Annotated in this window: 23 protein-coding genes and 1 pseudogene; 11 read left to right on the forward strand and 13 right to left on the reverse strand. The window is 66.2% G+C overall.

The features are described 5' to 3' along the window. From CBY09_RS03070 to gspG, 8 genes and pseudogenes are all read right to left on the reverse strand, one after another. Positions 1–359, reverse strand: a pseudogene (locus CBY09_RS03070) (type II secretion system protein N); the annotation flags it as partial. Positions 360–391: 32 nt separating this feature from the next. Continuing rightward, a complete protein-coding gene (gene gspM, locus CBY09_RS03075) occupies positions 392–949 on the reverse strand; it encodes a type II secretion system protein GspM (protein ID WP_094286335.1) in 558 nt (185 codons plus the stop codon). Next, positions 946–2,256 (reverse strand): type II secretion system protein GspL, encoded by a 1,311-nt coding sequence (gene gspL / locus CBY09_RS03080; RefSeq protein WP_094286337.1) that lies wholly within the window; start codon positions 2,254–2,256, stop codon positions 946–948. The genes gspM and gspL overlap by 4 nt, the downstream gene beginning before the upstream one ends. A gap of 83 nt (positions 2,257–2,339) precedes the next feature. Then, positions 2,340–3,317 (reverse strand): type II secretion system minor pseudopilin GspK, encoded by a 978-nt coding sequence (gene gspK / locus CBY09_RS03085; RefSeq protein ID WP_276208240.1) that lies wholly within the window; start codon positions 3,315–3,317, stop codon positions 2,340–2,342. Positions 3,318–3,415: 98 nt separating this feature from the next. Further along, complete coding sequence (locus tag CBY09_RS03090; protein ID WP_205734083.1) at positions 3,416–4,234, reverse strand: PulJ/GspJ family protein; 819 nt, start codon at positions 4,232–4,234, stop codon at positions 3,416–3,418. Continuing rightward, a complete protein-coding gene (gene gspI, locus CBY09_RS03095; RefSeq protein ID WP_094286341.1) occupies positions 4,234–4,608 on the reverse strand; it encodes a type II secretion system minor pseudopilin GspI in 375 nt (124 codons plus the stop codon). Before gspI ends, CBY09_RS03090 begins: the two co-directional genes overlap by 1 nt. Beyond that, positions 4,605–5,036: a prepilin-type N-terminal cleavage/methylation domain-containing protein gene (locus CBY09_RS03100; RefSeq protein WP_094286343.1), complete on the reverse strand. Its 432-nt coding sequence runs from the start codon at positions 5,034–5,036 to the stop codon at positions 4,605–4,607. The genes gspI and CBY09_RS03100 overlap by 4 nt, the downstream gene beginning before the upstream one ends. Before the next feature lie 137 nt (positions 5,037–5,173). Further along, the gene (gene gspG, locus CBY09_RS03105) at positions 5,174–5,638 is read right to left on the reverse strand and encodes a type II secretion system major pseudopilin GspG (RefSeq protein WP_063460098.1); all 465 of its coding nucleotides are present in this window, start codon (positions 5,636–5,638) and stop codon (positions 5,174–5,176) included. Between the two features lie 48 nt (positions 5,639–5,686). Here gspG and CBY09_RS03110 point away from each other — a divergent pair, with 48 nt between their 5' ends. After that, entirely contained in the window at positions 5,687–6,142 is a 456-nt protein-coding gene (locus CBY09_RS03110) for a type II secretion system protein N (RefSeq protein WP_094286347.1), read from the forward strand. A gap of 46 nt (positions 6,143–6,188) precedes the next feature. On the opposite strand, the gene CBY09_RS03115 is transcribed toward CBY09_RS03110, so the two are convergent. The 3 genes from CBY09_RS03115 to ilvA all read right to left on the reverse strand — a co-directional run bounded on the left by CBY09_RS03115 (position 6,189) and on the right by ilvA (position 9,224). Beyond that, a complete protein-coding gene (locus tag CBY09_RS03115) occupies positions 6,189–6,776 on the reverse strand; it encodes a histidine phosphatase family protein (protein WP_094286348.1) in 588 nt (195 codons plus the stop codon). Beyond that, positions 6,773–7,579, reverse strand: coding sequence for an adenosylcobinamide-GDP ribazoletransferase (locus CBY09_RS03120; protein WP_094286350.1), 807 nt, complete (start codon positions 7,577–7,579; stop codon positions 6,773–6,775). Before CBY09_RS03120 ends, CBY09_RS03115 begins: the two co-directional genes overlap by 4 nt. Before the next feature lie 85 nt (positions 7,580–7,664). Beyond that, positions 7,665–9,224 carry a threonine ammonia-lyase, biosynthetic gene (ilvA, locus tag CBY09_RS03125; RefSeq protein WP_094287941.1) on the reverse strand — a complete coding sequence of 520 codons (1,560 nt, stop codon included), beginning with the start codon at positions 9,222–9,224 and terminating at the stop codon, positions 7,665–7,667. A gap of 358 nt (positions 9,225–9,582) precedes the next feature. Between ilvA and CBY09_RS03130 the strand changes: the two genes are divergently transcribed. Further along, on the forward strand, positions 9,583–10,032 hold the full coding sequence (locus CBY09_RS03130) for an OsmC family protein (RefSeq protein WP_094286352.1): 450 nt from the start codon (positions 9,583–9,585) through the stop codon (positions 10,030–10,032). A 36-nt stretch (positions 10,033–10,068) separates the two neighbouring features. Here CBY09_RS03130 and coq7 read toward each other — a convergent pair whose 3' ends face one another. Beyond that, on the reverse strand, positions 10,069–10,686 hold the full coding sequence (gene coq7 / locus CBY09_RS03135) for a 2-polyprenyl-3-methyl-6-methoxy-1,4-benzoquinone monooxygenase (RefSeq protein ID WP_094286355.1): 618 nt from the start codon (positions 10,684–10,686) through the stop codon (positions 10,069–10,071). A gap of 314 nt (positions 10,687–11,000) precedes the next feature. On the opposite strand from coq7, the gene CBY09_RS03140 reads away from it, so the two are divergent. From CBY09_RS03140 to CBY09_RS03180, 9 genes are all read left to right on the forward strand, one after another. Beyond that, positions 11,001–12,047: a porin gene (locus tag CBY09_RS03140; protein ID WP_094286357.1), complete on the forward strand. Its 1,047-nt coding sequence runs from the start codon at positions 11,001–11,003 to the stop codon at positions 12,045–12,047. A 512-nt stretch (positions 12,048–12,559) separates the two neighbouring features. Beyond that, positions 12,560–14,140 carry an ABC transporter substrate-binding protein gene (locus CBY09_RS03145; RefSeq protein ID WP_094286359.1) on the forward strand — a complete coding sequence of 527 codons (1,581 nt, stop codon included), beginning with the start codon at positions 12,560–12,562 and terminating at the stop codon, positions 14,138–14,140. 138 nt (positions 14,141–14,278) lie between these two features. Further along, a complete protein-coding gene (locus CBY09_RS03150; RefSeq protein ID WP_094286361.1) occupies positions 14,279–15,259 on the forward strand; it encodes an ABC transporter permease in 981 nt (326 codons plus the stop codon). A gap of 171 nt (positions 15,260–15,430) precedes the next feature. Then, on the forward strand, positions 15,431–16,648 hold the full coding sequence (locus tag CBY09_RS03155; protein ID WP_094286364.1) for a M20 aminoacylase family protein: 1,218 nt from the start codon (positions 15,431–15,433) through the stop codon (positions 16,646–16,648). 89 nt (positions 16,649–16,737) lie between these two features. Beyond that, positions 16,738–18,318: an ABC transporter substrate-binding protein gene (locus CBY09_RS03160; protein ID WP_094286366.1), complete on the forward strand. Its 1,581-nt coding sequence runs from the start codon at positions 16,738–16,740 to the stop codon at positions 18,316–18,318. A gap of 118 nt (positions 18,319–18,436) precedes the next feature. Next, entirely contained in the window at positions 18,437–19,348 is a 912-nt protein-coding gene (locus tag CBY09_RS03165) for an ABC transporter permease (RefSeq protein ID WP_094286368.1), read from the forward strand. Positions 19,349–19,377: 29 nt separating this feature from the next. Beyond that, complete coding sequence (locus CBY09_RS03170; protein WP_094287943.1) at positions 19,378–20,382, forward strand: ABC transporter ATP-binding protein; 1,005 nt, start codon at positions 19,378–19,380, stop codon at positions 20,380–20,382. Further along, positions 20,379–21,416: an ABC transporter ATP-binding protein gene (locus CBY09_RS03175; RefSeq protein WP_094286370.1), complete on the forward strand. Its 1,038-nt coding sequence runs from the start codon at positions 20,379–20,381 to the stop codon at positions 21,414–21,416. Before CBY09_RS03170 ends, CBY09_RS03175 begins: the two co-directional genes overlap by 4 nt. A 372-nt stretch (positions 21,417–21,788) precedes the next feature. Beyond that, positions 21,789–23,705: a bifunctional metallophosphatase/5'-nucleotidase gene (locus CBY09_RS03180; protein ID WP_420807437.1), complete on the forward strand. Its 1,917-nt coding sequence runs from the start codon at positions 21,789–21,791 to the stop codon at positions 23,703–23,705. A 113-nt stretch (positions 23,706–23,818) separates the two neighbouring features. On the opposite strand, the gene CBY09_RS03185 is transcribed toward CBY09_RS03180, so the two are convergent. Continuing rightward, positions 23,819–24,664: a MurR/RpiR family transcriptional regulator gene (locus CBY09_RS03185; protein ID WP_063460113.1), complete on the reverse strand. Its 846-nt coding sequence runs from the start codon at positions 24,662–24,664 to the stop codon at positions 23,819–23,821. Between the last annotated feature and the right edge of the window lie 110 nt (positions 24,665–24,774).

Below are 24,774 nucleotides of genomic sequence, written 5' to 3' on the forward strand. Positions count from 1 at the left end.
AAGGGGGCGGGGGTGCAGCAGGCGGCGTGCAGCTGCACGCGCAGGCCATCGAAGTTGGGGCGCAGCTGCCAGTCCACGCTGCCGGGCAGGGCGGCGCTGTCGCGGCTGGCGGCGCCACCGGTCAGCACCAGCTGGGCCGAGCCGGTCCAGACCGTGCCGCGTGCCTGCAGCAGCTGCACCTGCCCCTGGGTGGCGCGTGCCACGCCGCTGGCCAGCCAGTGCGCGGGCGCAAACGCGACCACGGCGGGCAGCACACCGGCTACGGCGCCCACCAGGGCCCAGCCCCAGGCGGGGCGGGGGGCGGCGGCCGTGGCCGTGCGGCCTCGGGGGTTGCGGTGCGTGCGTGGGGATCGGTTCACAGTGGCGGGGCGATTCAAGGGGCTCACCGGGTTCACCGGTTGGGTGCCGTGGGCAGGGCCAGCACCAGCGTGCCGTCCCAGCGGGGCATGGCCACCACGGGGCGGCCCAGGGTGACCGGGGTTTGGCCTGCGGGCGTGGCGGCGGTGGCGCTGCGGGTCAGGCGGGCCTCGACGGGGGTGGCGCGGGCATTGCTGCGAGCCTGGGCCAGCCACTGCGCCAGCGCATCGGCCGATGCACCTTTGAGGGTGATGGTGGCGCGGTCACCCACCACATTGAGCTGGGCCGTGGTGCCCAGGCGCTGCGTGAGGGCGGCGCGCAAGGCGCCGACGGCATCGCCGGGGCTGGTGGCGGGTGCGGCCTGCAGCTGCTGGGCTTCGGCCTGCAGGCTGAGCATGCGCTGCAACTGGGCGTCGAGCGCCGCATGGCGCGCGGGGGCAGCTCGCAGGGTGGCCAGCGCAGGGGCGACGGCCACCCACCACAGCAGGGCCAGGCCCACCAGGGCGGCGGCGGCCAGCACAAGGTTCTGTTCACGGGGGGCCAGCGCGTGCCAGCGGGCTTTCAGTGCCGACTCTGGGATGGGGGGACTCATGGGCTCACCTCGGTGCGCAGCAGCAGGCTGCCATCGTCCAGCCGGGCCCGGTAGCCCGCAGCCTGCAGGCGGGCCGAGAGCGCGGCTTCTTCGTCAGGGGCCAGCGTCACGCCGCGCAGGCGCAGCTCGCCGGGGGTGTATTCGATGCTGGTGGGCTGGCGGCCCTGTTGCTCCAGGCTGGGCAGTGCCGCCCCGGCGGCGGCAAGCAGGGGCTCCAGGTCGCGGGCCGACGCGCTGCCCGCAGCCTGCCGCAGCTGGGCCAGTTCGCGCTCCATCTGCACGGGCGCATCAACCACCACCTGCACCTTGGGGAAGGTCTGGGTGAGCGCAGTGCGCACGGCGACCTGCTTGGCGGCCAGCGCCTGGCGCTCTTGCCAGGCCCAGGCGTTGAGGCCCACCAGGTGGGCCACCACCAGCAGCCCCACACCCCAGCGCGCGGCGCGCCATTGGGGCGCGTTCAGCAGCGCGCTCAGTGCACTGCCCGCCTTGCGCAGGGCCCGGGTGCGGCCGGTGCTGGCCAGGTCGAACTGGGCCAGGTCCCAGTCGCCCCGGGCGGCATCCAGGGCGCGCTGGCTGGCGGTGTGCAGCGCAATGCGTTGGCCTTGCTGGCCCAGCGTGCGTTCGGCCAAAGCGGCCACGGCGGGCTCAGCACGCACCGGCAGGGCGTTGCTGTTGTCTTGTGCGGCCACAGCATCGCCCACGGGAGCGCCTGCACGGGCCAGCGCCAGGGCCATGGGCGTCAGGGGCAACACGGCCACGCCCTGGTCGGCGCCCTGGCCGGTGAGCACGACAAAGGCTTCTTCCGGTGTGCCCAGCGCGCAGAGTTCAGGGCCGCCGCTGGCTGTGGGGCCGGGGGCAAATTCAGGCACCACGCGGGACACGCGGCGGCCAGCGGCTTCCAGCGCCTGCAGGTTCTCGCGCAGCCAGGTGCGGTCGCACACGGCCACCCACACAGGCTCGCCGCCCTGGGCCACGCCGTGGGCGCCAGGCTGCAATGCAAAGTGCAGCTGGGTGGCGTCGTCCAGCAGGCGGTCTTCGAGCAGGCCTTCGAGCACCGAGCGCAGCCGGGGTGTCTGCTGGCCTGCGCCCAGGGGCACACCGGCGGGCATCTGCACCCGCTGCCACGACAGCGAGCGGGCGGGCACCACGGCCACCACCTCGCCCCCGGGGCGGGTGGGCTCAGGCAGCAGGGCGGCAGGCGCAGTGGCGTGGCGAAGGGCGGTGTGGCCGTCTGCCGTCAGCGTGTAGCCGTACTCGGTGGTGGGGCCCGGACGGACCGGCGGCAGGAAAAGGATGAGGGTGCTCATGGGCAGGTTTTGCGGACCATTTTAGGGGGCGGACTTGACACTGGCAGCCAGTCGCTGCGCGGGTGTCGCCAATGTGCTGCAGCTCATCGCGGGAGTGGCGCCGTGGCCAGGGTGTTTTCGCGGTCAAACGCGCCCCGCTCGCGCCACAGCGTGGTCACGTCGATGCCCTGTTTGCGCACCAGCGAGCGTTCGTCCACCATCGCATCGCCCAGGCGCAGGCGGCCCCGCACTTCAAAGTAAGACGAGGCCACGGCAAGGCTGCCGTCGGGAATGTCGATGCTGGCGCCCACCAGGTCGCGCACCTCGCTGAGGGTGCGGAAATGGCGGGCCTCGCGCGCCTGCACCATCTTCTGCGCAGTGGCGCTGTCCATCCCGTCGATGGCGGCCATCAGCACGTCGATGCCGGCGGTGTTCAGGTTGACCGGCGTGCGCACCGGTAGCAGGGTGACATGGGGGGCCAGGGTGGCCACGGTGGCCGGGCTCAGGCCCAGCCATGTCAGCTGGCTGATGGTAGGGGGCAGCAGCGGCGCGGTATTGCCGTCGCTGCCCACGCCCGCCTGTGCCCGGCGCAGGCCGTCCACCAGCCGCGTGAGCTGCTGCGGGGGCAGGCCCAGGCGTTCGAACAGGCGGGTGAACTGCCGCAGCGCCACGGCCTGCACCTGCCCGCCCTCGGCCAGGTTGGTGATGTTCAGGCGGCCCTGCATGTCGGTGATCTGGCCCGACAGAAACGCCTCGGTGGTGTCGGTGCTGGCGTCATCGACCTGGCTCACGTTGTTTTCGGCGGCCAGAAAGGTGGACAGCCGGGCTTCCTCCAGCGGCACGGCCCAGGGCTCGGCCAGGTGGTCTGCGCCGCCCGAGCGCCCGTCTTCGCGCAGGATCAGGCGCGACCAGTCGAGTGCGCCAATCAGGATCCAGGTGGACTGCACCCGGCCTCGCTCGGCCGTCTCGACCTCCACCGCGCGCCACTGCTGCCACATGGCGGCGGCGGCGAACGTGGCCACCAGGGTGACGGTGAGCATGGCGGCGAGCAGCGCGGCACCGCGCGCCCTGTGCCTGTGCAATGGGCGCTGCAACAGCGAGTGCCACCGTGGAGCTGGCTTTGCAAGGCCACGGGTGGCGTCCCCCTGGGGGGATGCGGCGCAGCCGCTCAGGGGGGGACTCACGATCTGCCTCCCCCCAGCACCGGGTTGACCCAGTCGCGCGTGAGCTGGCCCGCCAGCGCCTGGCCGGGCGGCAGCGTGATCTGCAGGCGCACGCCATCGGGGACCGCCGCCGAGCTGTCGCCCGGCGTGGTGCCGGTGCTGGACAGCGGATTGGACCAGGCGCCGCCCCGGTAATAGAAGATTTGCCAGTTTTCAAGCGGCAGCAGCGCCACTTCGTAGCGCCGTTCGGCATCACCCGGTGTGCGCGCCCATTGGGCCGCCTGCTGCCAGGCCTGCTGCCAGTCTGCGCGGGTGCGCACCGGAGGCGACTGCCAGCGCAGCCACTGGCCGCCCGTGTTGGTGTTGCGGCGTGTCCAGGCCACCACCAGCGCGCCCTCGTCGGGCACGGCACTGCTGCGGCGCGTGAGGCGCAGCACCTGGCCGTCCCAGTCCAGCGGTGTGGTGTTGGCGATGGGCATCAGCGCATCCAGGTCGGTGCCCCACTGGCCCAGGGCGGCCTGCAGCACCAGCATCTCATCGGCCCGCTGGCGTGTGATCTCCTGCGCCCGCACCATGCCGTCGAGCCCGCGCCAGCTCAGGATGGCCAGCAGGCTCATCACGGCAATCGCCAGCAGCAGCTCGACCAGGGTGAAGCCGCGCGGGGCCGTGCCCCCACTGCCGAGGCGCCGGCGCGAGGCCTGAGCAACTGGCGCGGCCCAGGCCAGCGGACGCCGCGCAAGGGCCGCCCCGCCGCGCTGGCGGCGTCCCCCTGCCCGCATTGCGCAGCAATGCGAGAGCGGGGGGAAGGCCCGCAGGGCCTCAGGGGGGTGTTCCATCAATACCTTCCGATGATGGTGGAGATGCGCAGGATGGAGTTCTCGCCATCCAGCACCTGGGCGTCGATGCGCCGGAAGCTCGGATTGGGTGTGGGGCGCACGACGGTCAGCACCTGCAGCTGGCGCCCGGCCTGCTCGCAGGGCTGGGTGCTGTCGCCCACGCTGGGCATCTGGCGCGAGAGCCTTGCGCGCACCAGCTCGTTCTCGGCGCAGAGCTGGGCCAGCACGATGTCGGACTGCCGCAGCGCGTTGCGCGTGAGTGCCGAGGTGGCCTGCAGCCCCGCCATGAGCGCAATGGCCACGATGGCCAGCGCCACCAGCACTTCCACCAGCGTGAAACCGCGGTGTCGGATGTGAAGGCGGTGGGGGGTCACTGCACCGCGTCCACAGAAAACGGGCGCACGCCATCGGTGGCGATGCGCAAGACCCGCTCAGGGTGCGCCTGGTGGGTGATCAGCACATGCTGCGGACCAATCAGGGGCTCGGGCCCCAGCTGCAGCACGGCCGGGCCGCGCACGGTGGTGCCGCTGTCCAGCCACTGGTTGGGCAGCGCCGCCTGGGCGCTGGGCGGCAGACCTTCGAACCGGAACCCCTGGGGCAGAGCGCGCCAGCGCACGGGCAGGCCCCCGGCGCGCGACTGCGCGCGTGCGGATTCGAGCAGCGCAGCCAGCCGCGCGGCCTCGCGCTCCAGCTGCGTCTGCCCGCTGTCGCGCATGGCCAGGCCCGCACCGGCGGTGGCCAGCGCGACGATGCTGAGGACCACCAGCAGCTCTAACAGGGTGAAGCCGCGTGAATGGTTCATGGGCCGGTGCGGCGCTTGGTTGCAATGGTCACGGCGTTTCTAGAAGGCGTGCGGCCGCAGCGCCGGGCCGCCCCAAGCAAGGCCCGGCCCCCTCGGGGGGCAGGGAGCGACACGCAGTGCGCGACCGTGGGGGCCATTTATTGCCAGCTGCCGATATCGGCGTCCTTGCCTTCGCCGCCCGATTGGCCGTCGGCGCCGAACGACATCACGTCGATCTCGCCCTTGATGCCGGGGTTCAGATACTGGTAAGGGCGGCCCCAGGGGTCGTTGGGCAGCTTTTCCAGGTACAGCTTCCAGTTGCCGGGCACCGGGGCGGCGCTGGGCTTGATGACCAGGGACTGCAGGCCTTGCTCGGCCGTGGGGTAGCGCTGGTTGTCCAGGCGGTAGAGCTTGAGCGCCTGCATGATGTTGGTGATGTCGGTGCGGGCAGCCGTGACGCGGGCGTCGTCGGCACGTTCCAGCACGTTGGGCACGATGAGGGCGGCCAGCACGCCGATGATGACGAGCACCACCATCAGCTCGATGAGGGTGAAGCCCCGGGCCACGGTACGGGCCAGGCGGCGGGGGGCGGAGCGCACGAGGAGGGGGAGGGAAGTGTTCACTGCAGGCGTTCTCTCGGTGGGTCGAATCGCGTGAATCATAATCGCCGCATGGTGACCAATTCGTACAGCAAATGGGGCGTCCGTCTGGGCACGCTGGTGCTCTGGGCCGTGGCCGGTGCCAGTGTGGTGTTCTGGGGGCTGCGCCTGTCGGCGCCCTCAGCCTCTGCAGTGGGTCCGGCGGTGGCGCCAGCCCCTGTGGTGCCCGATGCCCAGGCCCTGGCGCGTTTGCTGGGCGCCCAGCCGTCGGTGCCGGGCGCCGCGCCTGTGGCGCCCGTGGCCTCAGCGGCCAGCCGCTTCACGCTGATCGGGGTGCTGTCGGGCCGCAGCAGCGGCGGCGGGGCGGCCCTGATCGCGGTGGATGGCAAACCCGCCAAGCCCTTCCGTGTGGGGGCTGCGGTGGATGAGGGTCTGGTGCTGCAGGCGCTGGGCCCCCGGCAGGCACAGCTGGGCGGCCAGATGGGTGGGCCCGCCACGCTGACGCTGGACATGCCGCTCAAGAACTGAGCCCGCTTTTGAGGCCTGGCACTGGCGCCTGGTGGTGAGCCTGGGCTCAGGCCAGATCCCGCACTTCCCATTCGCCCCAGCCTGGGGCTGCCACGGGCCAGTTGTCTGACCGGGGCATCACGCCTTCGCCATGCTGCTGCAGCCAGGCCACGCAGCGCGCCACGCCTGCGTGGGTGATCCACACGACATCAGCCCCGGCATGCTGGGCGCTCCAGTGGCGGGCCGCCTGCAGCGCCAGCGCCACGCGGCCGAGCATGTGGGACAGGGGCTCGCCGCCGCCGGGCGCGTGGTGGGCGAAGTCTTCCGTCCAGGCATCGATGTCGCCTTTGGCGAGGGTGTTCCAGGCCCGGCCCTCCCAGGCGCCAAAGTCCATTTCGCGCAGCCGGACGTCAGGAATCGGAACCAAATCGGGCCTTTCCGCTCTCAGGTATTGCCCCAGCTGCTCACATCTTTGTAGCGTCGAGCAAAACACCCCTGGCGCTGGGGGCAGGGCGGCGGCCAGGCGCCGCGCTGCGGCCTGGGTGGCGGCCGGGTCGGCGGGCATATCCAGCGCGCCATAGCAGGTGCCCGGGGCCACCTGGGGGGCGGCATGGCGCACCAGCCACAGGCGGGCGCCCGGTGCGTGGGGCGTCATGCCCAGCGCAGGGCGAGCGCCGCGCCCAGGTAGAAGCCGATTTCGCTGACCTGCTGGGTGGCGCCCAGGCAATCGCCGGTAAAGCCCTGCAGGCGCCGTGCAAACCAGCGCCCCATCCACGCGGCAGCTCCTGCGCTCAATGTGACGGATGCTATTAAGAAGATAGTTGATTGGGCATGCCAGACAAGCGCTAGCGGCACAAAACACCATGCAACGGCTGTGGCGAGGGCGCCGCCCGATATCTGGTCGGCCAGCGGTTTGCTTTTGGAGCGTGCCGTGTCGCCCACATGCGGCAGGCTGCGCACGATGAACAGCGGCCACAGCCGCGACAGCACATGCGCGCCGACCAGGGCCGACAACGCGACGGCCAGGCTGTGCGCACCCAGCAATGCGAGCAGGCTGAGTTTGGACAACAGGGCCAGCACCAGTGCCATGGCGCCAAAGGCACCGATGCGCGAGTCTTTCATGATGTCGAGTGCACGTTCGCGCTGGGCGCTGCCGCCCAGGCCGTCGGCCACGTCGGCCAGGCCATCTTCGTGAAAACCGCCCGTCATGAGCACGGTGGCCACGGTGCTGAGCACGGCGGCTACGGCCGGGGCAAAGGGGTTGGGGGCCAGCGCCCAGTGCAGGCCGCCATACACCCCCGCCGCCAGCAGGGCTGCCAACCAGCCGATGCCGGGGAAGTGCGCGGCGCTGGCGCGCAGCATGGCGGGGCTGTAGCCCACCCAGTCCGCCAGCCGCCCGGTGACGGGAATGCGGGTGAAGAACTGCACGGCCAGCAGGTAGTGGCGCAGGGCTTGCATGGCGTGCGGTAGGTGGGTTGGGGTTTGCTTCTGTTTTGATAGCTATCAACGCCCTTTTATCAGGCGGTGAAGGCCATTTTGAGCATTATTTGGAGCGCAGGAACAGCCGGTAGGCCGGGTTGAGCGTCTCTTCCACATAGGGGTAGCCCAGCGTGGCCAGGAAGGCGTCGAAGGTGGCGGTGTCTTCGGGTGGCACCTGCATGCCCACGAGGATGCGGCCGTAGTCTGCGCCCTGGTTGCGGTAGTGGAACAGGCTGATGTTCCAGGTGGGTTGCATCAGGCTCAGGAACTTGAGCAGCGCGCCCGGCCGTTCGGGGAAGGTGAAGCGCATCAGGCGTTCGTCCTGCGCCAGCGCCGAGTGGCCGCCCACGAGGTGGCGCAGATGCTCCTTGGCCAGTTCGTCGTGCGTCAGGTCCAGCGCTTCGAAGCCGTGGCGGCCGAAGTTCTTGGCGATCTTTTCCGATTCGCCCTTGCCATTGGTCGTCAGGCCCACAAACACATGGGCCTGGGCGGCGTCGCTGATGCGGTAGTTGAACTCGGTCACATTGCGCGGGCCGCCGGGCAGGCCGCCCACCACCTCGCAAAAGCGGCGGAAGCTGCCGCGCTCTTCGGGGATGGTGACGGCGAACAGGGCTTCGCGCTCTTCGCCCACCTCGGCGCGTTCCGCCACAAAGCGCAGGCGGTCGAAGTTCATGTTGGCGCCGCAGAGGATGGCGGCGTAGGTCTCGCCCTTGGTTTTGTTCTTGGCCACATATTGTTTGATGGCGGCCACGGCCAAGGCGCCTGCGGGCTCGACGATGCTGCGCGTGTCCACAAAGATGTCCTTGATGGCGGCGCAGACAGCGTCGGTGTCCACCGTCACGAATTCATCCACCAGGCCCTGGGCCACGCGGAAGGTTTCCTCGCCCACGAGCTTGACGGCCGTGCCGTCGGAGAACAGGCCCACATCGGGCAGCGTGACGCGCTGGTGGGCGTTGACGGACTGGATCATCGCGTCCGAGTCGTTCATCTGCACGCCGATCACCTTGATCTCGGGCCGCACGGCCTTGATGTAGTTGGCCACGCCGGACACCAAGCCGCCGCCTCCTATGGCGACGAACACCGCGTCGAGCTGGTTGCTGCCCAGGCTTTGCAGCTGGCGCAGGATTTCCATGGCGATGGTGCCCTGGCCCGCGATGACCAGCGGGTCGTCAAAGGGGTGCACAAAGGTCAGGCCCTGCTCCTTCTGCAGGCGGGCGGCGTGCTCGTAGGCGTCGGAATAGCTTTCGCCGTGCAGCACCACGTCGCCACCCAGCGTCTTGACGGCATCCACCTTGAGTTGTGGCGTGGTGGTGGGCATGACAACCACTGCGCGCGTACCCAGCTTGTGGGCGCTCATGGCCACGCCCTGGGCATGGTTGCCGGCCGAGGCGCAGATCACGCCGCGCTGGAGCTGCTCAGACGTGAGGTGCGCCATCTTGTTGTAGGCGCCACGCAGCTTGAAGCTGAATACGGGCTGCTGGTCCTCGCGTTTCAAAAGCACCTTGTTGTGCAGGCGGCGGCTGAGGCTCTTGGCCGGTTCCAGGGCCGACTCCACCGCCACGTCGTACACGCGGGCGGTCAGGATCTTCTTGAGGTAGTCGGCGGGGGTGAGGTTCTGGGTCATGGCAGGGCAGGTGGGGCCGCCACGGGGCAGCGGCGGGGCCCACATCATAGGGGGTCGGTTTTTGTGGGCCGATTTGCCGGCGGGGCCCGCCACACGACCGGTTCAGCCAAAAAAAAGCCCCGGGCCGTGAGGCCTGGGGCTAATCCATCCTTTGAGGAGATGGAGGAGACAATCGGTGCAGGGCAAGTGCCGGGTTCCGGGCTTCTTGCCGTCTGCCGCTTCTTTTCCGTTCGAAAGCGGCAGCGCTTGGGCTAAGTTTAGCGCGAGTCTTGTTGCGATGCAGCAAAATTCGCATCAAATTCTTTTCGTTTCGGTTTTCCGTGCGAAAAAAACCACGTGTCACACAGGAGAAACACAAATGGAATGCACAGTCAGTTGGACCGGCAGAGCGGGCACCCGCTCGGGCATGGGGTTTGTAGCCGAAACCGGCAGCGGCCATGTTTTGACCATGGACGGCGCCCCGGATGCGGCCAACCCTGCCAATGGCGGGCAGAACCTGGCGCCCCGGCCCATGGAAACCGTGCTGGCGGGCACGGGCGGCTGCACGGCCTATGACGTGGTGCTGATCCTCAAGCGCGGCCGCCATGATGTGCGTGGCTGCAGCGTCAAGCTGACCACCGAGCGCGCCGAGACCGACCCCAAGGTGTTTACCAAGATCCACATGCACTTCACAGTGACCGGCAAGGGCATTCCGGCGGCGGCCGTGGAGCGCGCCATTGCCATGAGCCACGACAAATACTGCTCGGCCAGCATCATGCTGGGGAAAACGGCGGACATCACCACTGGGTTCGAAGTGCTGGAGGCCTGAGGCCTGCCGGGGCGGTCAAGTCCCGGAAGCTGCTGCTCAGAGGTAATGGGCGGTGGTGGTCATGACCTTGGCCGCCGCCTTCATGGCCAGGCGCGCCGGTGCGGGCAACTCCAGCGCGCCGGATGCACGGGCCTGTGCGGCGTGTCGTTCCTCGTCGTCTTTCATGCGTGCCACCACAGCCCGGGAGGCGAGGTCGTGCTCCGGGAGCCGGTCCAGGTGACTTTGCAGGTGGGCGGCCACCTGGTTTTCCGTTTCCACCACAAACCCCAGGCTGGCCCGGTCGCTCACTTTGGCCGCCGCCAGGCCCAGGGCAAATGCGCCCGCAAACCACAGGGGGTTGAGCAGGCTGGGCCGGGCGCCGAGTGCGTCCAGCCGTTGCCGGGTCCAGGCCAGATGGTCGGTTTCTTCGCGCGCCGCCTCTTGCAGGTGCGCGCGCAAGGCGGGGTCACGGGTCACGGCGGCCTGTGCGGTGTAAAGCGCCTGTGCGCACACCTCGCCTACGTGGTTCACGCGCATCAGGGCGCCGGCAAGCCGCTTCTCGCTAGGCTCCAGTGCGGCTTCGGCCATGCCATGGGCGGGCGTCTTTTCGGCCGCCCGATGGGATGCAAAAAGGGTGCGCAATGCGCTGTCTGCAGCTGTAAAAAAAGCGTCCATGGAGAGCTTGGGGTGCGAAGTTGTGCCGAAACACAAATTGCACCTTGATACAAAAAATCAATGTGCGGGGCACGGGAGTTGCATGGCCAAGAGCGATTCTGCCCCCATGCACTGGAATGTTGCAACACTGCAACGGAATTTCCCTTTCGGGGCGATTGTGGGTGAATTCCTTTGCGAAACCTGGCCGGGTCTGGTGCAATAAGAGCAACTTCCCCACCAGGAGGTTGGCCCGGGAAACCGGCGGGACTGTGCAGGTGCTTTCACCATAGACCCCCCGTACCGGAGCCCGATGTTTAACCTTGGAGTAACTCGCAATGAAAAAATCCCTGATTGCCCTGGCTGTGCTGGCTGCTTCCGGCGCTGCAATGGCTCAATCTTCCGTGACCCTGTTCGGCGTGGTTGACGCAACCTATGCCTACGGTTCCGGCAGCGTCTCTAACAAGTCGCAACTGACGAACTCCGGCTACAACAGCAGCCGTCTGGGTTTCCGTGGCGTTGAAGATCTGGGTGGCGGTCTGTCCGCTTCGTTCTGGCTCGAAGCTGGCGTGAACAACGACAACGGCACCGGCGGCGTTACCAACACCAACAACCAAGCAGCTACCAGCACCGGCGGCGGCCTGACTTTCAACCGTCGTTCGACGGTCAGCCTGAACGGCGGCTTCGGTGAAGTGCGTCTGGGCCGTGATTACACCCCCCAATTCTGGAACCTGACTGTGTTCGATCCGTTCGGCACGAACGGCGTGGGCACGACCCAAACCCTGAACTCCAGCCTGGGTGGCCCTACCACCGTTCGCGCTTCGAACGCTATTGGCTACTTCCTGCCTGGCAACCTGGGCGGCTTCTACGGTCAAGCCCAGTACTACATGGGTGAGAACAACAGCGGCACGCCTAACAAGAAGGACGGCAACGGCCTGGCTCTGCGCGCTGGCTATGCCAACGGCCCCATCAACGCCGCTATCGCCTTCTCCGAAACCAAGTTCCTGACTGGCAACATCAAGTCCTGGAACCTGGGTGGTCAGTACGATCTGGGCGTGGCCAAGATCATGGCTCACTACAGCAACGACGACATCAAGAACGGCAACGAAGGCACTGGCTTCCTGATCGGTGGTCTGATCCCCGTGGGCGCTGGCGAAGTTCGTCTGGCTTACTCCACGTACAAGATCGACACCGTGGGTGCTGATCCCCGTTCGAACAAGATCGCTCTGGGCTACGTGCACAACCTGTCCAAGCGCACCGCTCTGTACACCACGTTCGCTCGCGTGAGCAACAAGAACGGCGCTGCTCAAGCTCTGAACGGTTCCGTGACTGCTGCAAACCGCAACTCGACCGGTTACGACTTCGGTATCCGTCACAGCTTCTAATATCTACGCTGGCTTATGCCAGTGGTCGATACAAAAGCGAAAAAGCCGCCTTCGGGCGGCTTTTTTTGCTTGTGCGGATCCTGCGATTGGGGTTGCTGGTTTTGGGTATTGTTTATTTACGGTGACCGACGTGTGAATCGCTGTTGGGTGTGGCGCTGCTAATGCTGTGTGATGAATTCTGATGGTGTGGAGGTGGTAGTTCCTCGATCCCTGCTGTTTGGGTTTGTAGATGGTGCAGAGCGCTGGAGGCAAGGTTGGGAAAGCTCTGGTGCTTCGAGCGCCACATGAGGGATGTTGGTCCTGTGTTGCTGCGGGTTGTGGTCCCTTGTAACCCTATTTCAGCTGCAATCTCTTTGGGGTAAAGGATGTCAGCCGATTGGCACCATCCTTGCATGGGATGCTTGCCGAAAGCAGCGTGGATTGGCCCTTCGGTGTACCCGGGATTCAGGGATTTCCCGTTGGCTATAGAGCAATCATTACTGCATAGTAAAACTTTTATTCAAGAGGGTTCCATGAAACTCAAATACAGTCTTTTGTCGGTGGCTGCAGCTGCCGCGCTGTTGTGTGCACCTGTGGTGCATGCCAAGCCCTTCAAATGGGCGAGCCAGGGAGAAATCGCCACGTGGGATATCCACTCTCAAAACAATGCCCTGCAAAATGGCATTCACGCCAACGTGTATGAGAGCCTGGTTTACTACAACAGCAAGACATTTGAGGTGGAGCCTGTGTTGGCAACCGCCTGGAAGGAAGTCAGCCCCACGCAGGTGCGTTTTACCTTGCGTCAGGGTGTCAAGTTCCATGATGGTTCCACGCTGACCACGGACGATGCCGTGTATTCGATCCAGCGTGCCATGGCCAAGACCTCGAACTTCACGCCTTATGTCCAGGGCATCAGCAAGGTCGCCAAGGTAGATGCCCAGACTTTCGATGTGATCCTGTCGGCCCCCAATCCGGTGCTGCTGCGCCAGATGACCGAGCTGCGCATCATGAGCAAGGCATGGGCAGAAAAGAACAAGTCGGTCGAGCCCAAGGACATCAAGGGCACGGACGAAAACTTTGCGCACCGCAATGCCATGGGCACGGGCCCCTACACGCTGGATTCGTGGCAGCCCGATGTGAAGATGGTGTTCAAGCGCAACCCCAACTGGTGGGGCAAGATGGACGGGAATGTGACCGAGATCGTCTACACCCCCATCAAGTCGGCCGCCACACGCATTGCGGCGCTGCTGTCGGGCGAAGTGGACATGGTGCTGGACCCCACGCCCCAGGATCTGGGCCGCCTGCGCGCCAGCCCTGACCTCAAGGTGATTGACGGTGTGGAAAACCGCACCATCTTCCTCGGCATGGACCAGTTCCGTGAAGAACTCCCGGGTTCCAACATCAAGGGCAAGAATCCGCTCAAGGACGTGCGCGTGCGCAAGGCGCTGTACCAGGCCATTGATGCGGAAACGATCTCGCGCAACATCATGCGCGGCCTGGGCAAGCCGACGGGAACCCTGGTGTCGCCCCAGGTGGCGGGTTACACCGAAGCGGTGGGCAAGCGTTTCCCCTACAGCGTGGAAGCTTCCAAGAAGCTGCTGGCCGAAGCGGGCTATCCCGATGGTTTTGAAGTGGACTTTGCCTGCCCCAACAACCGCTACATCAACGATGAGGCCATCTGCCAGGCCGTGACCGCCATGTGGTCGCGCGTGGGGGTCAAGGCCAAGCTGCGCACGCTGCCGTTGGTGAACTACTTCCCGATGATCCAGCGCTACGAAGCCAGCATCTACATGCTGGGCTGGGGCGTGCCGACCTTCGACGCGCTGTACAGCCTGCAGTCGCTGGTGCGCACTGTGGGCCAGGGTGGCGACGGCAACTACAACGTGGGCCGCTACAGCAACCAGCGCATGGACTACCTGGTGGATCGCATCAAGGCGGAAACCGATGCGCCCGTGCGCTCGCGCATGTTGACCGAAGCGCTGCAGTTGTCCAACGACACGGTGTCTCACATTCCGCTGCATGACCAGGTGATCCCATGGGCCATGAAGAAGAACGTGGAACTGGTCCACCGCGCCGATAACCGCGTGGACATGCGTACGGTCAAGGTGAACTGATCTCCCTCAGCCTGAAGAGAGCAAGGGCCCTGTGGTCCTTGCTCTTTTTTGACTTAGATTGAAGACGTTTCGCCCACCGGCGCCCTGGCCATCAAAAGTGGCTGCGGCGCTCCTATCGAACACTCACTCGACTCTCCGATGCTTGCCTTTATATTGCGCCGCCTGATCCAGGCTGTGATTGTCATGATCACGGTGGCCTTCATCTCCTTCATGCTGTTCCAGTATGTGGGAGATCCCGTGGTGTTCCTGCTGGGCCAGGATGCCACCCCTGAACAGATCCGTGAGCTGCGCGCCTCACTCGGTCTGGACAAACCCTTTTTTGTGCAGTTTGGCCACTTCCTGGTGAACGCAGCGCAAGGCGAATTCGGCCTGAGCCTGCGCCAGGGCGCGAAGGTCTCGCGACTGATCGCGGAGCGGTTTCCCGCCACGCTGGAGCTGGCCCTGGTGGCTGCCTTCCTGGCCCTGGTGATTGGCGTGCCCATGGGGGTCTATGCCGCCCTCAAGCGCGGCACCTTCACCAGCCAGCTGTTCATGACCATCTCTCTGCTGGGCGTGTCGCTGCCCACCTTCCTGATCGGCATCCTGCTGATCCTGGTGTTTGCGGTCACCCTGGGCTGGTTCCCCAGCTTTGGACGTGGTGAAGTGGTTCAGATGGGGTGGTGGAGCACAGGCCTGCTCAAGGCCAAGGGCTGGCACCACATCATCCTGCCGGCAGTCACCTTGGCGATCTTCCAGCTCACGCTGATCATGCGGCTGGTGCGGGCTGAAATGCTGGAGGTGCTGCGCACCGACTACATCAAGTTTGCGCGCGCACGGGGCCTGTCCAACCGGGCGATCCACTTCGGCCATGCGCTCAAGAACACGCTGGTGCCTGTGATGACCATCACCGGCCTCCAGCTTGGTGGCCTGATCGCGTTTGCCATCATCACCGAGACCGTGTTCCAGTGGCCGGGCATGGGTCTGCTGTTCATCCAGGCCGTGACCTTTGCCGACATCCCTGTGATGGCCGCCTACCTCTGCCTGATTGCCCTGATTTTTGTGGTCATCAATCTGGTGGTGGATCTGTTGTACTTTGCGGTGGACCCCCGCCTGCGCGTGGGCAAGGCGGGAGGCCACTAGAGATGAAGCTCCCCCTGAGTCGCTTCGCGCCTTCCCCCTCTCTCGCATTGCGTTGCAATGCGGGAAGGGGACGCCCCCAGCGCGGCGGGGCGGCCCTTGCGCGGGGGCGCTGGCCTGGGCCGCGCCAGTTTCACGCATTGTGGGTTGCGTGCAGCTCTGTGGACTACTGAAATGCAGTCGCTTCGATACAAAGCGGGTGGACGGGCGTTTGCACATATCGCCCAGTTCCATCCCGAGCTGACGGCATTGCGGCGTGATCTGCACGCCCACCCCGAGCTGGGGTTCGAGGAGGTCTACACCAGCAAACGCGTCAAGGAAGCCTTGGCGCTCTGCGGTGTGGACGAGATCCACGAGGGCATCGGGCGCACCGGTGTGGTGGGTGTGATCCGGGGGCGCAGCACGTCCAGCGGCAGCATGGTCGGCCTGCGCGCCGATATGGATGCGTTGCCTCTGGCCGAGCACAACGACTTCTCCTGGAAGTCGTGCAAACCCGGCCTGATGCATGGTTGTGGCCATGATGGCCACACTGCCATGCTGGTGGGCGCTGCGCGCTATCTTGCGGAGACCCGCAATTTCGACGGCACGGCCGTGCTGGTGTTCCAGCCCGGCGAAGAAGGTTTTGCGGGTGCTCGCGTGATGATGGAAGACGGCCTGTTTGACCGCTTCCCGGTGCAGTCCATCTATGCCATGCACAACTGGCCTGCGATGAAGCCTGGCACGGTGGGCATCAACTCGGGCCCCATGATGGCGGCTGCGGATCGCTTCACCATCGAGATCACCGGTCGCGGCGGCCATGGCGCCCACGCCTACCAGACCGTGGACGTGATGGTCGTGGCGGCCCACATTATCACGGCGGCGCAGACCATCGTGTCGCGCAATGTGCGCCCCATCGAAAGCGCTGTGGTCAGCATCTGTGCCGCGCAGGCGGGCGATCTGGGGGCCTTCAGTGTGCTGCCGGGTTCTGCCACGCTGGTGGGCACGGTGCGTACGTTCGATCCTGTGGTGCAGGAGATGGTGGAAAAGCGCCTCAAGGAGCTGTGCAATGCCATCGCCCTGGGCTTTGGCGCGACGGCCACCGTGCACTACGAACGCATCTACCCGGCCACCATCAACAGCGAAAGCGAAGCCCTCTTTGCCGGTGATGTTGCCGAATCGCTGCTGGGCGCCGACCACGTCGTGCGTGACCTGGAACCCAGCATGGGCGCCGAGGATTTCGCCTTCATGCTCCAGACCCGCCCCGGCGCCTACCTGCGCCTGGGCCAGGGCACGGGGGCCAGCGGCAGTGCGCTGCACAACAGCCGCTATGACTTCAACGACGACATCCTGCCGTTGGGCTCTGCGTTGCATGCGAGCCTGATCGAGCAATCGATGCCACTGGCCATGCCCTGAGAGCACGCCTCTCGTTTCTCCACGCAACGCCACACCCCATCCCCTTGGATGTCCCCCTTTCGTATCCTTTTTTTCACGAGGAGATTCCGATGAAATTCCAGAAGAAAGTTGCCCTTGCCACCTTGTTTGCCGCCATGGCGACGGCCAGCCTGGTTGCCAATGCGCAGACCATCCGGGTCGCCAACCAGGGCGACTCGCTGTCGATGGACCCGCACTCGCTCAACGAGTCGCTGCAGCTGAGCGTGACCGGCAACGTGTACGAGCCCCTGGTCGGCCGGAACAAGGACCTGAGCCTGGCGCCCGCGCTGGCCACGTCCTGGAAGCAGACTTCGCCCACCGTCTGGCGCTTCGAGTTGCGCAAGGGCGTGCAATTCCATGACGGCACGCCGTTCACCGCCGACGACGTGGTGTTCAGCTTCGCGCGCACCCAGGTGGAAGGCTCGGACATGAAGAGCTACACCAACGACTTCAAGGAAGTGCGCAAGATCGACGACCACACGGTCGAGATCGAAACCAAGACCCCGTTCCCCATCCTGCCCGACGTGATCTCGCTCGTGTACATGATGAGCAAGAAATGGTGCGAGACCAACCAGGCCCTGGGTCCGGTGGACCGCCGCAAGGGCATCGAGAACGCGGCCTCGTTCCGGGCCAACGGCACGGGCCCCTTCCGCCTGCGTGAGCGCCAGCCCAACGTGCGCTCGGTGTTCACCCGCAACGGTACCTACTGGGGCAAGATCGAAGGCAACGCCACCGAAGTCGTGTTCACCCCCATCGGCAACGATGCCACGCGCGTGGCGGCCCTGCTGTCGGGCGAGGTGGATGTGATGGAGCCCGTGCCCGTGCAGGACATCGACCGCGTGAACGGCGGCGCCAACACTCGCGCCATCACCGGCCCCGAGCTGCGCACCATCTTCCTGGGCATGGACCAGAAGCGCGACGAGCTGCTGTACTCCAACGTCAAGGGCAAGAACCCCTTCAAGGACAAGCGCGTGCGCCAGGCCTTCTACCAGGCCATCGACATCGAAGGCATCAAGCGCACGGTGATGCGCGGCGCTTCCAACCCCTCGGCCCTGCTGGTCGGCCCCGGCATCAACGGCTTCCAGCCCGATGCCAAGCGCCTGCCCTACGACGTGGAAGCCGCCAAGAAGCTGCTGGCCGAAGCGGGCTACCCCAACGGCTTTGAAGTGGCCATGAACTGCCCGAACGACCGCTACGTGAACGACGGCCGCATCTGCCAGACCGTGGCCGCCAACCTCTCGCGCATCAACGTCAAGGTCAACCTGCAGGCCGAAACCAAGGGTACCTACTTCCCCAAGATCCTGCGCCGCGACACCAGCTTCTACATGCTGGGCTGGACCCCCGCCACCTACGACTCGCACAACGCCCTGAATGCGCTGGTGCGCTGCGTGGACGACAAGGGGGCGGGCCAGTTCAATCTGGGGTCGTACTGCAACCCCAAGGTGGACGAGCTGACCCTCAAGATCCAGTCCGAGACCGACAAGGCCAAGCGCAACGCCATGATCAAGGAAGCGTTTGACCTGCATGCTGCCGATGTGGGCCACATCCCGCTGCACCAGCAGGCCCTGGCCTGGGGTGTGAACAAGAACGTCAAGCTGGTGCAGCTGGCGGACAACTTCATGCCCTTCAAGTGGATGAGCATCAACAAGTAAGTCCGCCCGCAAAAGATCGAAGAGAAGAAAGAGAGAACAACCGGTTCTCTTGAAAGTTCGCACCACCGCCCGGCTGCTACCCGGGCCAGGCGGTGGTGTTTGTTTACTGGTTCCCACAATGAAAACAACCCTTGCCCGCTGGCTTGACAGCGATGTCGGCTACAGCTTTCGCACATCGCCCATGGCGATGGTCGCTGCCGCGATTGCGCTGATCTGTGTGTTCTGTTCGGTGTTTGCCGGATGGGTCGCCCCCCACAACCCCTTTGATCTGGCCACGCTGGAGCTGAGCGACGCCCGTCTGCCGCCCGCCTGGAGCGAAATGGGCACCTGGAAGTACCCCCTGGGTACCGACGACCAGGGCCGCGACATCCTGTCCGCGCTGATCTATGGCGCCCGCATCTCCCTCGTCGTGGGCCTGGCCTCCGTGGTGCTGTCGGTGCTGGTGGGCGTGGCTTTCGGCCTGCTGGCTGGCTTCAAGGGTGGCTGGATCGATGGCCTGCTCATGCGCCTGTGCGACGTGATGCTGTCCTTCCCCGCCATCCTGGTGGCCCTGCTGATCGCTGGCGTGGGCCGCGCGCTGTTTCCCAACGCGCACGAGTCCCTGGCCTTTGGCGTGCTGATCATCTCCATCTCGCTTACCGGCTGGGTGCAATATGCGCGCACGGTGCGCGGCTCCACGCTGGTGGAGCGCAACAAGGAATACGTGCAGGCCGCCCGCGTCACCGGTGTGTCGCCCCTGCGCATCATGCGCAAGCATGTGCTGCCCAACGTGATGGGCCCGGTGCTGGTGCTGGCCACCATCCAGGTGGCCACGGCCATCATCACCGAAGCCACGCTGTCCTTCCTGGGCGTGGGCGCACCGCCCACCTCGCCTTCGCTGGGCACGCTGATCCGCATCGGCAATGACTACCTGTTCTCGGGCGAATGGTGGATCACCGTGTTCCCCGGCGCAATGCTGGTGCTGATTGCCCTGTCGGTGAACCTGCTGGGTGACTGGCTGCGCGACGCGCTCAACCCACGTCTGCGTTGAACAAGAACAACAAGAAAAGCGACATTCCCATGAGTCTTCTCGAAGTCAAAAACCTCGTAGTCGAATTTCCCGGCCGCCGCGGTACCCTGCGCGCCCTGGACGACATTTCCTTTTCCATTGCACCCGGCGAGATCCTGGGCGTGGTGGGAGAGTCCGGTGCGGGCAAATCCCTCACCGGCGCGGCCATCATTGGCCTGCTGGAGCCGCCAGGCCGCGTGGCCTCGGGCCAGATCCTGCTGGAAGGCCAGCGCATCGACAACCTCGGCAACGAGGAAATGCGCCACATCCGTGGCCGCCGCATCGGCGCGATCTTCCAGGACCCGCTGACCTCGCTGAACCCGCTGTACACCGTGGGCCGCCAGCTCACCGAGACCATCCTGGCCCACCTGCCGGTCACTCCCGCCGAAGCGCGCCAGCGCGCCATTGCACTGCTCAAGGACACCGGCATTCCGGCGGCCGAGGAGCGCATCGACCACTACCCGCACCAGTTCTCCGGCGGCATGCGCCAGCGGGTGGTGATTGCCCTGGCCCTGGCCGCCGAGCCCAAGCTCATCGTGGCCGACGAGCCCACCACGGCGCTCGACGTGTCGATCCAGGCGCAGATCATCACGCTGCTGAAAAACATCTGCAAATCGCGCGGCGCGGCCGTGATGCTGATCACCCACGACATGGGCGTGATCGCCGAGACCTGCGACCGCGTGGCCGTGCTGTACGCCGGGCGTGTGGCCGAGATCGGCCCGGTGCACGACGTGATCAACAAGCCCTCGCACCCCTACACCAGCGGCCTCATGGCCTCCATCCCCGACATGGAGCAGGACCGCGAGCGCCTGAACCAGATCGACGGCGCCATGCCGCGCCTGAACGCCATCCCCAAGGGCTGCGCCTACAACCCCCGCTGCCCCAACACCTTTGACCGTTGCATGACCGAACGCCCTGAACTGATGCCAGCGGGCTCCACCCGTGCCGCCTGCTGGCTGCACGCCGGTGCGTCCACAACCGCCAATACCGCCACGAAAGCCGGGGTGAACGCATGAGCGCCGCTACCACCACCACTGCGGCATCCGCACCCGCCAAGAGCAAGGCCCTGGTCCAGGCCCATGACCTGGCCAAGACCTTCGATGTCTCCGCCCCCTGGCTCAACCGCGTGATCGAGCGCAAGCCGCGCACCCTGCTGCACGCCGTGGACGGCGTGAGTTTCGAGATCGAGAAGGGCAAGACCCTGGCCCTGGTGGGCGAGTCCGGCTGCGGCAAAAGCACCGTGGCCCGCCTGCTGGTGGGCCTGTACGAGCCCACACGCGGCGGCCTCACGTTCGACAACCAGGACGCCCATGCGGCCTTCAAGGGCAACGACGCCCGCGCCATGCGCCGCCGCATCCAGATGATCTTCCAGGACCCGTACGCGAGCCTGAACCCGCGCTGGCTGGTGGAAGACATCATCGGCGAGCCGCTGCGCGAGCATGGCCTCATCACCGACAAGGCCGAACTCAAGGCCCGCGTGGGTGAGCTGCTCAAGTCCGTGGGCCTGTCGCCACTCGACATGGTCAAGTACCCGCACCAGTTCTCCGGCGGCCAGCGCCAGCGCATCTCCATTGCGCGCGCCCTCGCCACCGAGCCCGAGTTCCTCGTGTGCGACGAGCCCACCTCGGCGCTCGACGTGTCGGTGCAGGCCCAGGTGCTCAACATCATGAAGGACCTGCAGCGCGAGCGGCAGCTCACCTACCTGTTCATCAGCCACAACCTGGCCGTGGTGCGCCACGTGAGCGACCAGGTCGGCGTGATGTACCTGGGCCGCCTGGTGGAGCTGGCCGACAAGCACCAGTTGTTCAACAGCCCGCGCCACCCCTACACGCGCATGCTGCTCGATGCCATCCCCAAGATGCACGACACGGGCAAAGCGCGCACCCCCGTGCAGGGCGAGGTGCCCAACCCGCTGAACCCGCCGCCCGGCTGCGCCTTCAACCCCCGCTGCCCGCATGTGAACGACCGCTGCCGCACCGAGCGCCCCAAGCTGCTGACCATCGGCGGCATCCGCATCGCCTGCCACGCGGTGGAAGAGGGCCGTGTTTGATAGTTTGCTATTGAATATGTAGCTATAAAGGCATGATGGACGCGCGGTGAGGGCCTTTTTTCTTTAGAAAATTGCCCTCTCCCGTCCAGAACACACCCGTCCCGCGCCCGTCCCGCGCGGTGGGTTCCACGCCAGACAACGCCACAGGCTCCTTCGGGGGCCTGTGGCGTTTTTGCCCTGGGCGAAGCCCGGTGCTGTTTCACGCCCCTGTCACGCGGCCTGCCCACCATGCAGGCTCTAACAGCGGATAACAAAACTCTTCTGGCGTCGTTGCCGCGTCTTGTCGTACTACTCGTACTGCCTGCGACGCGGCGCCTGGCCAGAACCGCTGCGCTGAGTTTTGTTAGCCGCTCTCAACACAGGGGCTGGAACATGACGATGCGTTTGTGGGCAATTCAGAAGCAGGTGCGCCGTGTGCGCGTGGGCATGCTGGCGCTGGCGGCCGCCAGTGTCTTGGCCGCCTGTGGCGGCTCCGATGGTGGCGAGCAGGGCAAGCCGCTGGAGCTGACCATCCTGCACATCAACGACCACCACTCCACGCTGGAGTCCCGGTCCAAGACGCTCAAGCTCTCGGCCGGTGGTACATCGACCGTGGATGTGGCGGTGGACGCCGGTGGCTTTCCGCGCGTCACGGCCGCCATCAGCGAGCTGGCGGCCCAGTCCCCCCATGTGCTCAAGCTGCACGCGGGCGATGCGCTCACCGGCACGCTGTACTTCAACCGCGCCGGGGCCGACGGCGAGGCCGACGCAGCCCTGATGAACACCGTGTGTTTTGACGCCTTCACCCTGGGCAACCACGAGTTCGACAAGGGCGACACGGGCCTCAAGGGCTTTCTGGACCTGCTGCGCAAGGGGGCCTGCAAGACGCCCGTGCTCAGTGCCAATGTGCAGTTCGGTGCAGGCTCTGCCCTCAACCCCACACGCGCAGCGGGCTACGTCAGCCCCTCCACCGTAGTCGAGCGCGACGGGCAAAAGATCGGCATCGTGGGCCTGACCATTGCACAAAAGACCAAGGCATCGTCCAGCCCCGACGCCGACACCACCTTCCAGGATGAGACCGCCGCCGCCCAGCGCGAGATCGATGCCCTGCGCGCCAAGAACGTTAACAAGATCATCCTGCTCAGCCACATCGGCTACGAGTACGACAAGCAGGTGGCGGCGCGCCTGTCGGGGGTGGACGTGGTGGTGGGTGGCGACTCGCACACCCTGTTGGGGCCTGACGCCCTGCGCACCAGTGGCGTGGGCTCGCCCGCCGGGGCCTACCCCACCCGCATCACCGACAAGGACGGCAAGCCCGTGTGTGTGGTGCAGGCCTGGGAATACGCGCAGGTGGTGGGTGAGCTCAAGGTGAGCTTCAACGCGCAGGGCGAGGTCACGCAGTGCACGGGCACGCCCCATGTGCTGATCGGCGACAGCTTCACCCTCGGCGGCAAGGCCGCCACCGATGCGGAAAAGGCGGCGATCAAGGCCAGTGCCGCCGCCACCGGCGTGCTGCGCATCACCACGCCATCTGCCCCCGCCACCACGGCCCTGCAACCGTTCAAGGACCGCGTGGCCGTGTTCAACAAGACCCAGGTGGCCGTGGTGCCGCAAGAGCTGTGTTCGCGCCGTGTGCCCGGTGGTGTGGGCTCGGTGGACTACAGCCGCTCCAGTGCAGCCTGCAACGCCGAAGGCAGCGTGAGCCTGCGCGGCGGCGACATCCAGCAGCTGGTGGCCCAGGCCTACCTGGAGGTGGCCAACGAGAAATACGGCGGTGCCGACATCACACTGCAAAGCGGCGGCGGCGTGCGCATCCCGTTGCAGGGCACGGTGACGGCCGCGCAGGTGATCCAGGTGCTGCCGTTCGGCAACATGCTGTTCCGCCTGGACATCACGGGCCAGGAGGTCAAGGGCATGCTCGAAGACGGTCTGGAAGCCGTGTACGGCGCGGGCGGCTCCACCGGACCGTACCCCTACACCGGCGGCCTGCGCTACGACGTGAATGCCAAGGCCGCCTTCGGCAGCCGCGTGGCCAACATCGAGGTGCGCAACCCTGCCACGGGTGCGTGGGGTGCGCTGGACACCGCCAAGACCTACAAGCTGTTCGTGCTGAGCTTCAACGCCACCGGCGGTGACGGCTACAAGACCCTGGCCGCCGTGCCCGCCGCGCGCCGCCTGGACATTGGCGTGCTGGATGCCGACGTGTTCCTCAGCTACATCGACAAGCAGGCCAAGGACACGGCCACCGGGCTGCCGCTGCTCCAGCGCCTGCCGATGGAGCTGTACAGCACCCGGAGTTTTGCGAACTGAGTGCGTCGGAGTTTGAGGTCGAAATGGCTGCCTGCGCCTGATGGGTATGCGCTGGCAGCTATGTTTTTTGTAGTATTCGTGCCGCACGCCCCTGGTGCGGCCGGATCCTGCCCTCAGGCGTAACGCTTGGCGCGCAGGTTTTCTTTCATCTGCTGCAGGATGGGCTGCAGCGAGCCGCCGATGCGCAGCGCCACGCAGGTGGCCAGCACATCGATGATGAGCAGGTGCATGAGGCGCGACACCATGGGGCTGTAGCGGTCGTAGCCCTCGGGGTGGTCGGCGGCCAGGTGGATCTGGCAGGTGCTGGCCAGGGGCGAGCCGCTGGCGGTGATGGCGATGGTGGTGGCGCCGTTCTTGCGTGCAATGTCGGCCGCGTCCATCAGGTCGCGCGTGCGGCCCGAGTTGGAGATGATCACCGCACAGTCGCCCGGGCCCAGCAAGGTGGCGCTCATCACCTGCATGTGGCCGTCGCTGGTGGCGATGGACGTGACGCCCAGGCGGAAGAACTTGTGCTGCGCGTCCTGTGCCACGATGCCGGAGTTGCCCACGCCGTAGAACTCGATGCGCTTGCCGGTTTGCCAGGTGGCGGCAATGGCCTCGGCCGCGCGCTCCAGCGCCACGGTGCTGGCGGCGTTGCGGTATTGCAGGAACGCCGCCACGGCGTTGTCCACCACCTTCACCAGCACGTCGCCTGTCTTGTCGTCCACGTCCACGCTGCGGTGGATGAAGGGCACCCCCTCGCTCACGCTGCCCGCGAGCTTGAGCTTGAAGTCCGCCAGGCCGTCATACCCCATGCTGCGGCAAAACCGCACCACGGTGGGCTTGCTCACATGGGCGCGCTCGGCCAGTTCGCGCACGGGCAGGCGGGCAAAGCTGCGGGGGTCGGCCAGCACCAGCTTGGCCACACGTTGTTCGGCAGGGGCCAGGGACGAGAGCGAGGCGGTAATGCGGTCGAGCATGGAGGCAGGTTTCCTGGTGGGGGGCGGCGGCAGAGAAAGAAATGGTAACTGCGTTTCACGCAAAGTGGGTCATGAGTTACCACGAGGGCGGCTCAATCTGGCCGGAGCCC

Origin of the sequence: Acidovorax kalamii (assembly GCF_002245625.1) — a bacterium.
GTDB classification, from domain to species: Bacteria; Pseudomonadota; Gammaproteobacteria; order Burkholderiales; family Burkholderiaceae_C; genus Acidovorax; species Acidovorax kalamii.

Coding starts and splice junctions, on each gene's coding strand:
- gspM (WP_094286335.1), bottom strand. CDS start 949: ATGAGTCCCCCCATCCCAGAGTCGGCACTGAAAGCCCGCTGGCACGCG.
- gspL (WP_094286337.1), bottom strand. CDS start 2,256: ATGAGCACCCTCATCCTTTTCCTGCCGCCGGTCCGTCCGGGCCCCACC.
- CBY09_RS03090 (WP_205734083.1), bottom strand. CDS start 4,234: ATGGAACACCCCCCTGAGGCCCTGCGGGCCTTCCCCCCGCTCTCGCAT.
- CBY09_RS03100 (WP_094286343.1), bottom strand. CDS start 5,036: ATGAACCATTCACGCGGCTTCACCCTGTTAGAGCTGCTGGTGGTCCTC.
- CBY09_RS03110 (WP_094286347.1), top strand. CDS start 5,687: ATGGTGACCAATTCGTACAGCAAATGGGGCGTCCGTCTGGGCACGCTG.
- CBY09_RS03115 (WP_094286348.1), bottom strand. CDS start 6,776: ATGACGCCCCACGCACCGGGCGCCCGCCTGTGGCTGGTGCGCCATGCC.
- CBY09_RS03120 (WP_094286350.1), bottom strand. CDS start 7,579: ATGCAAGCCCTGCGCCACTACCTGCTGGCCGTGCAGTTCTTCACCCGC.
- ilvA (WP_094287941.1), bottom strand. CDS start 9,224: ATGACCCAGAACCTCACCCCCGCCGACTACCTCAAGAAGATCCTGACC.
- CBY09_RS03130 (WP_094286352.1), top strand. CDS start 9,583: ATGGAATGCACAGTCAGTTGGACCGGCAGAGCGGGCACCCGCTCGGGC.
- coq7 (WP_094286355.1), bottom strand. CDS start 10,686: ATGGACGCTTTTTTTACAGCTGCAGACAGCGCATTGCGCACCCTTTTT.
- CBY09_RS03140 (WP_094286357.1), top strand. CDS start 11,001: ATGAAAAAATCCCTGATTGCCCTGGCTGTGCTGGCTGCTTCCGGCGCT.
- CBY09_RS03145 (WP_094286359.1), top strand. CDS start 12,560: ATGAAACTCAAATACAGTCTTTTGTCGGTGGCTGCAGCTGCCGCGCTG.
- CBY09_RS03150 (WP_094286361.1), top strand. CDS start 14,279: ATGCTTGCCTTTATATTGCGCCGCCTGATCCAGGCTGTGATTGTCATG.
- CBY09_RS03155 (WP_094286364.1), top strand. CDS start 15,431: ATGCAGTCGCTTCGATACAAAGCGGGTGGACGGGCGTTTGCACATATC.
- CBY09_RS03160 (WP_094286366.1), top strand. CDS start 16,738: ATGAAATTCCAGAAGAAAGTTGCCCTTGCCACCTTGTTTGCCGCCATG.
- CBY09_RS03165 (WP_094286368.1), top strand. CDS start 18,437: ATGAAAACAACCCTTGCCCGCTGGCTTGACAGCGATGTCGGCTACAGC.
- CBY09_RS03170 (WP_094287943.1), top strand. CDS start 19,378: ATGAGTCTTCTCGAAGTCAAAAACCTCGTAGTCGAATTTCCCGGCCGC.
- CBY09_RS03175 (WP_094286370.1), top strand. CDS start 20,379: ATGAGCGCCGCTACCACCACCACTGCGGCATCCGCACCCGCCAAGAGC.
- CBY09_RS03180 (WP_420807437.1), top strand. CDS start 21,789: ATGACGATGCGTTTGTGGGCAATTCAGAAGCAGGTGCGCCGTGTGCGC.
- CBY09_RS03185 (WP_063460113.1), bottom strand. CDS start 24,664: ATGCTCGACCGCATTACCGCCTCGCTCTCGTCCCTGGCCCCTGCCGAA.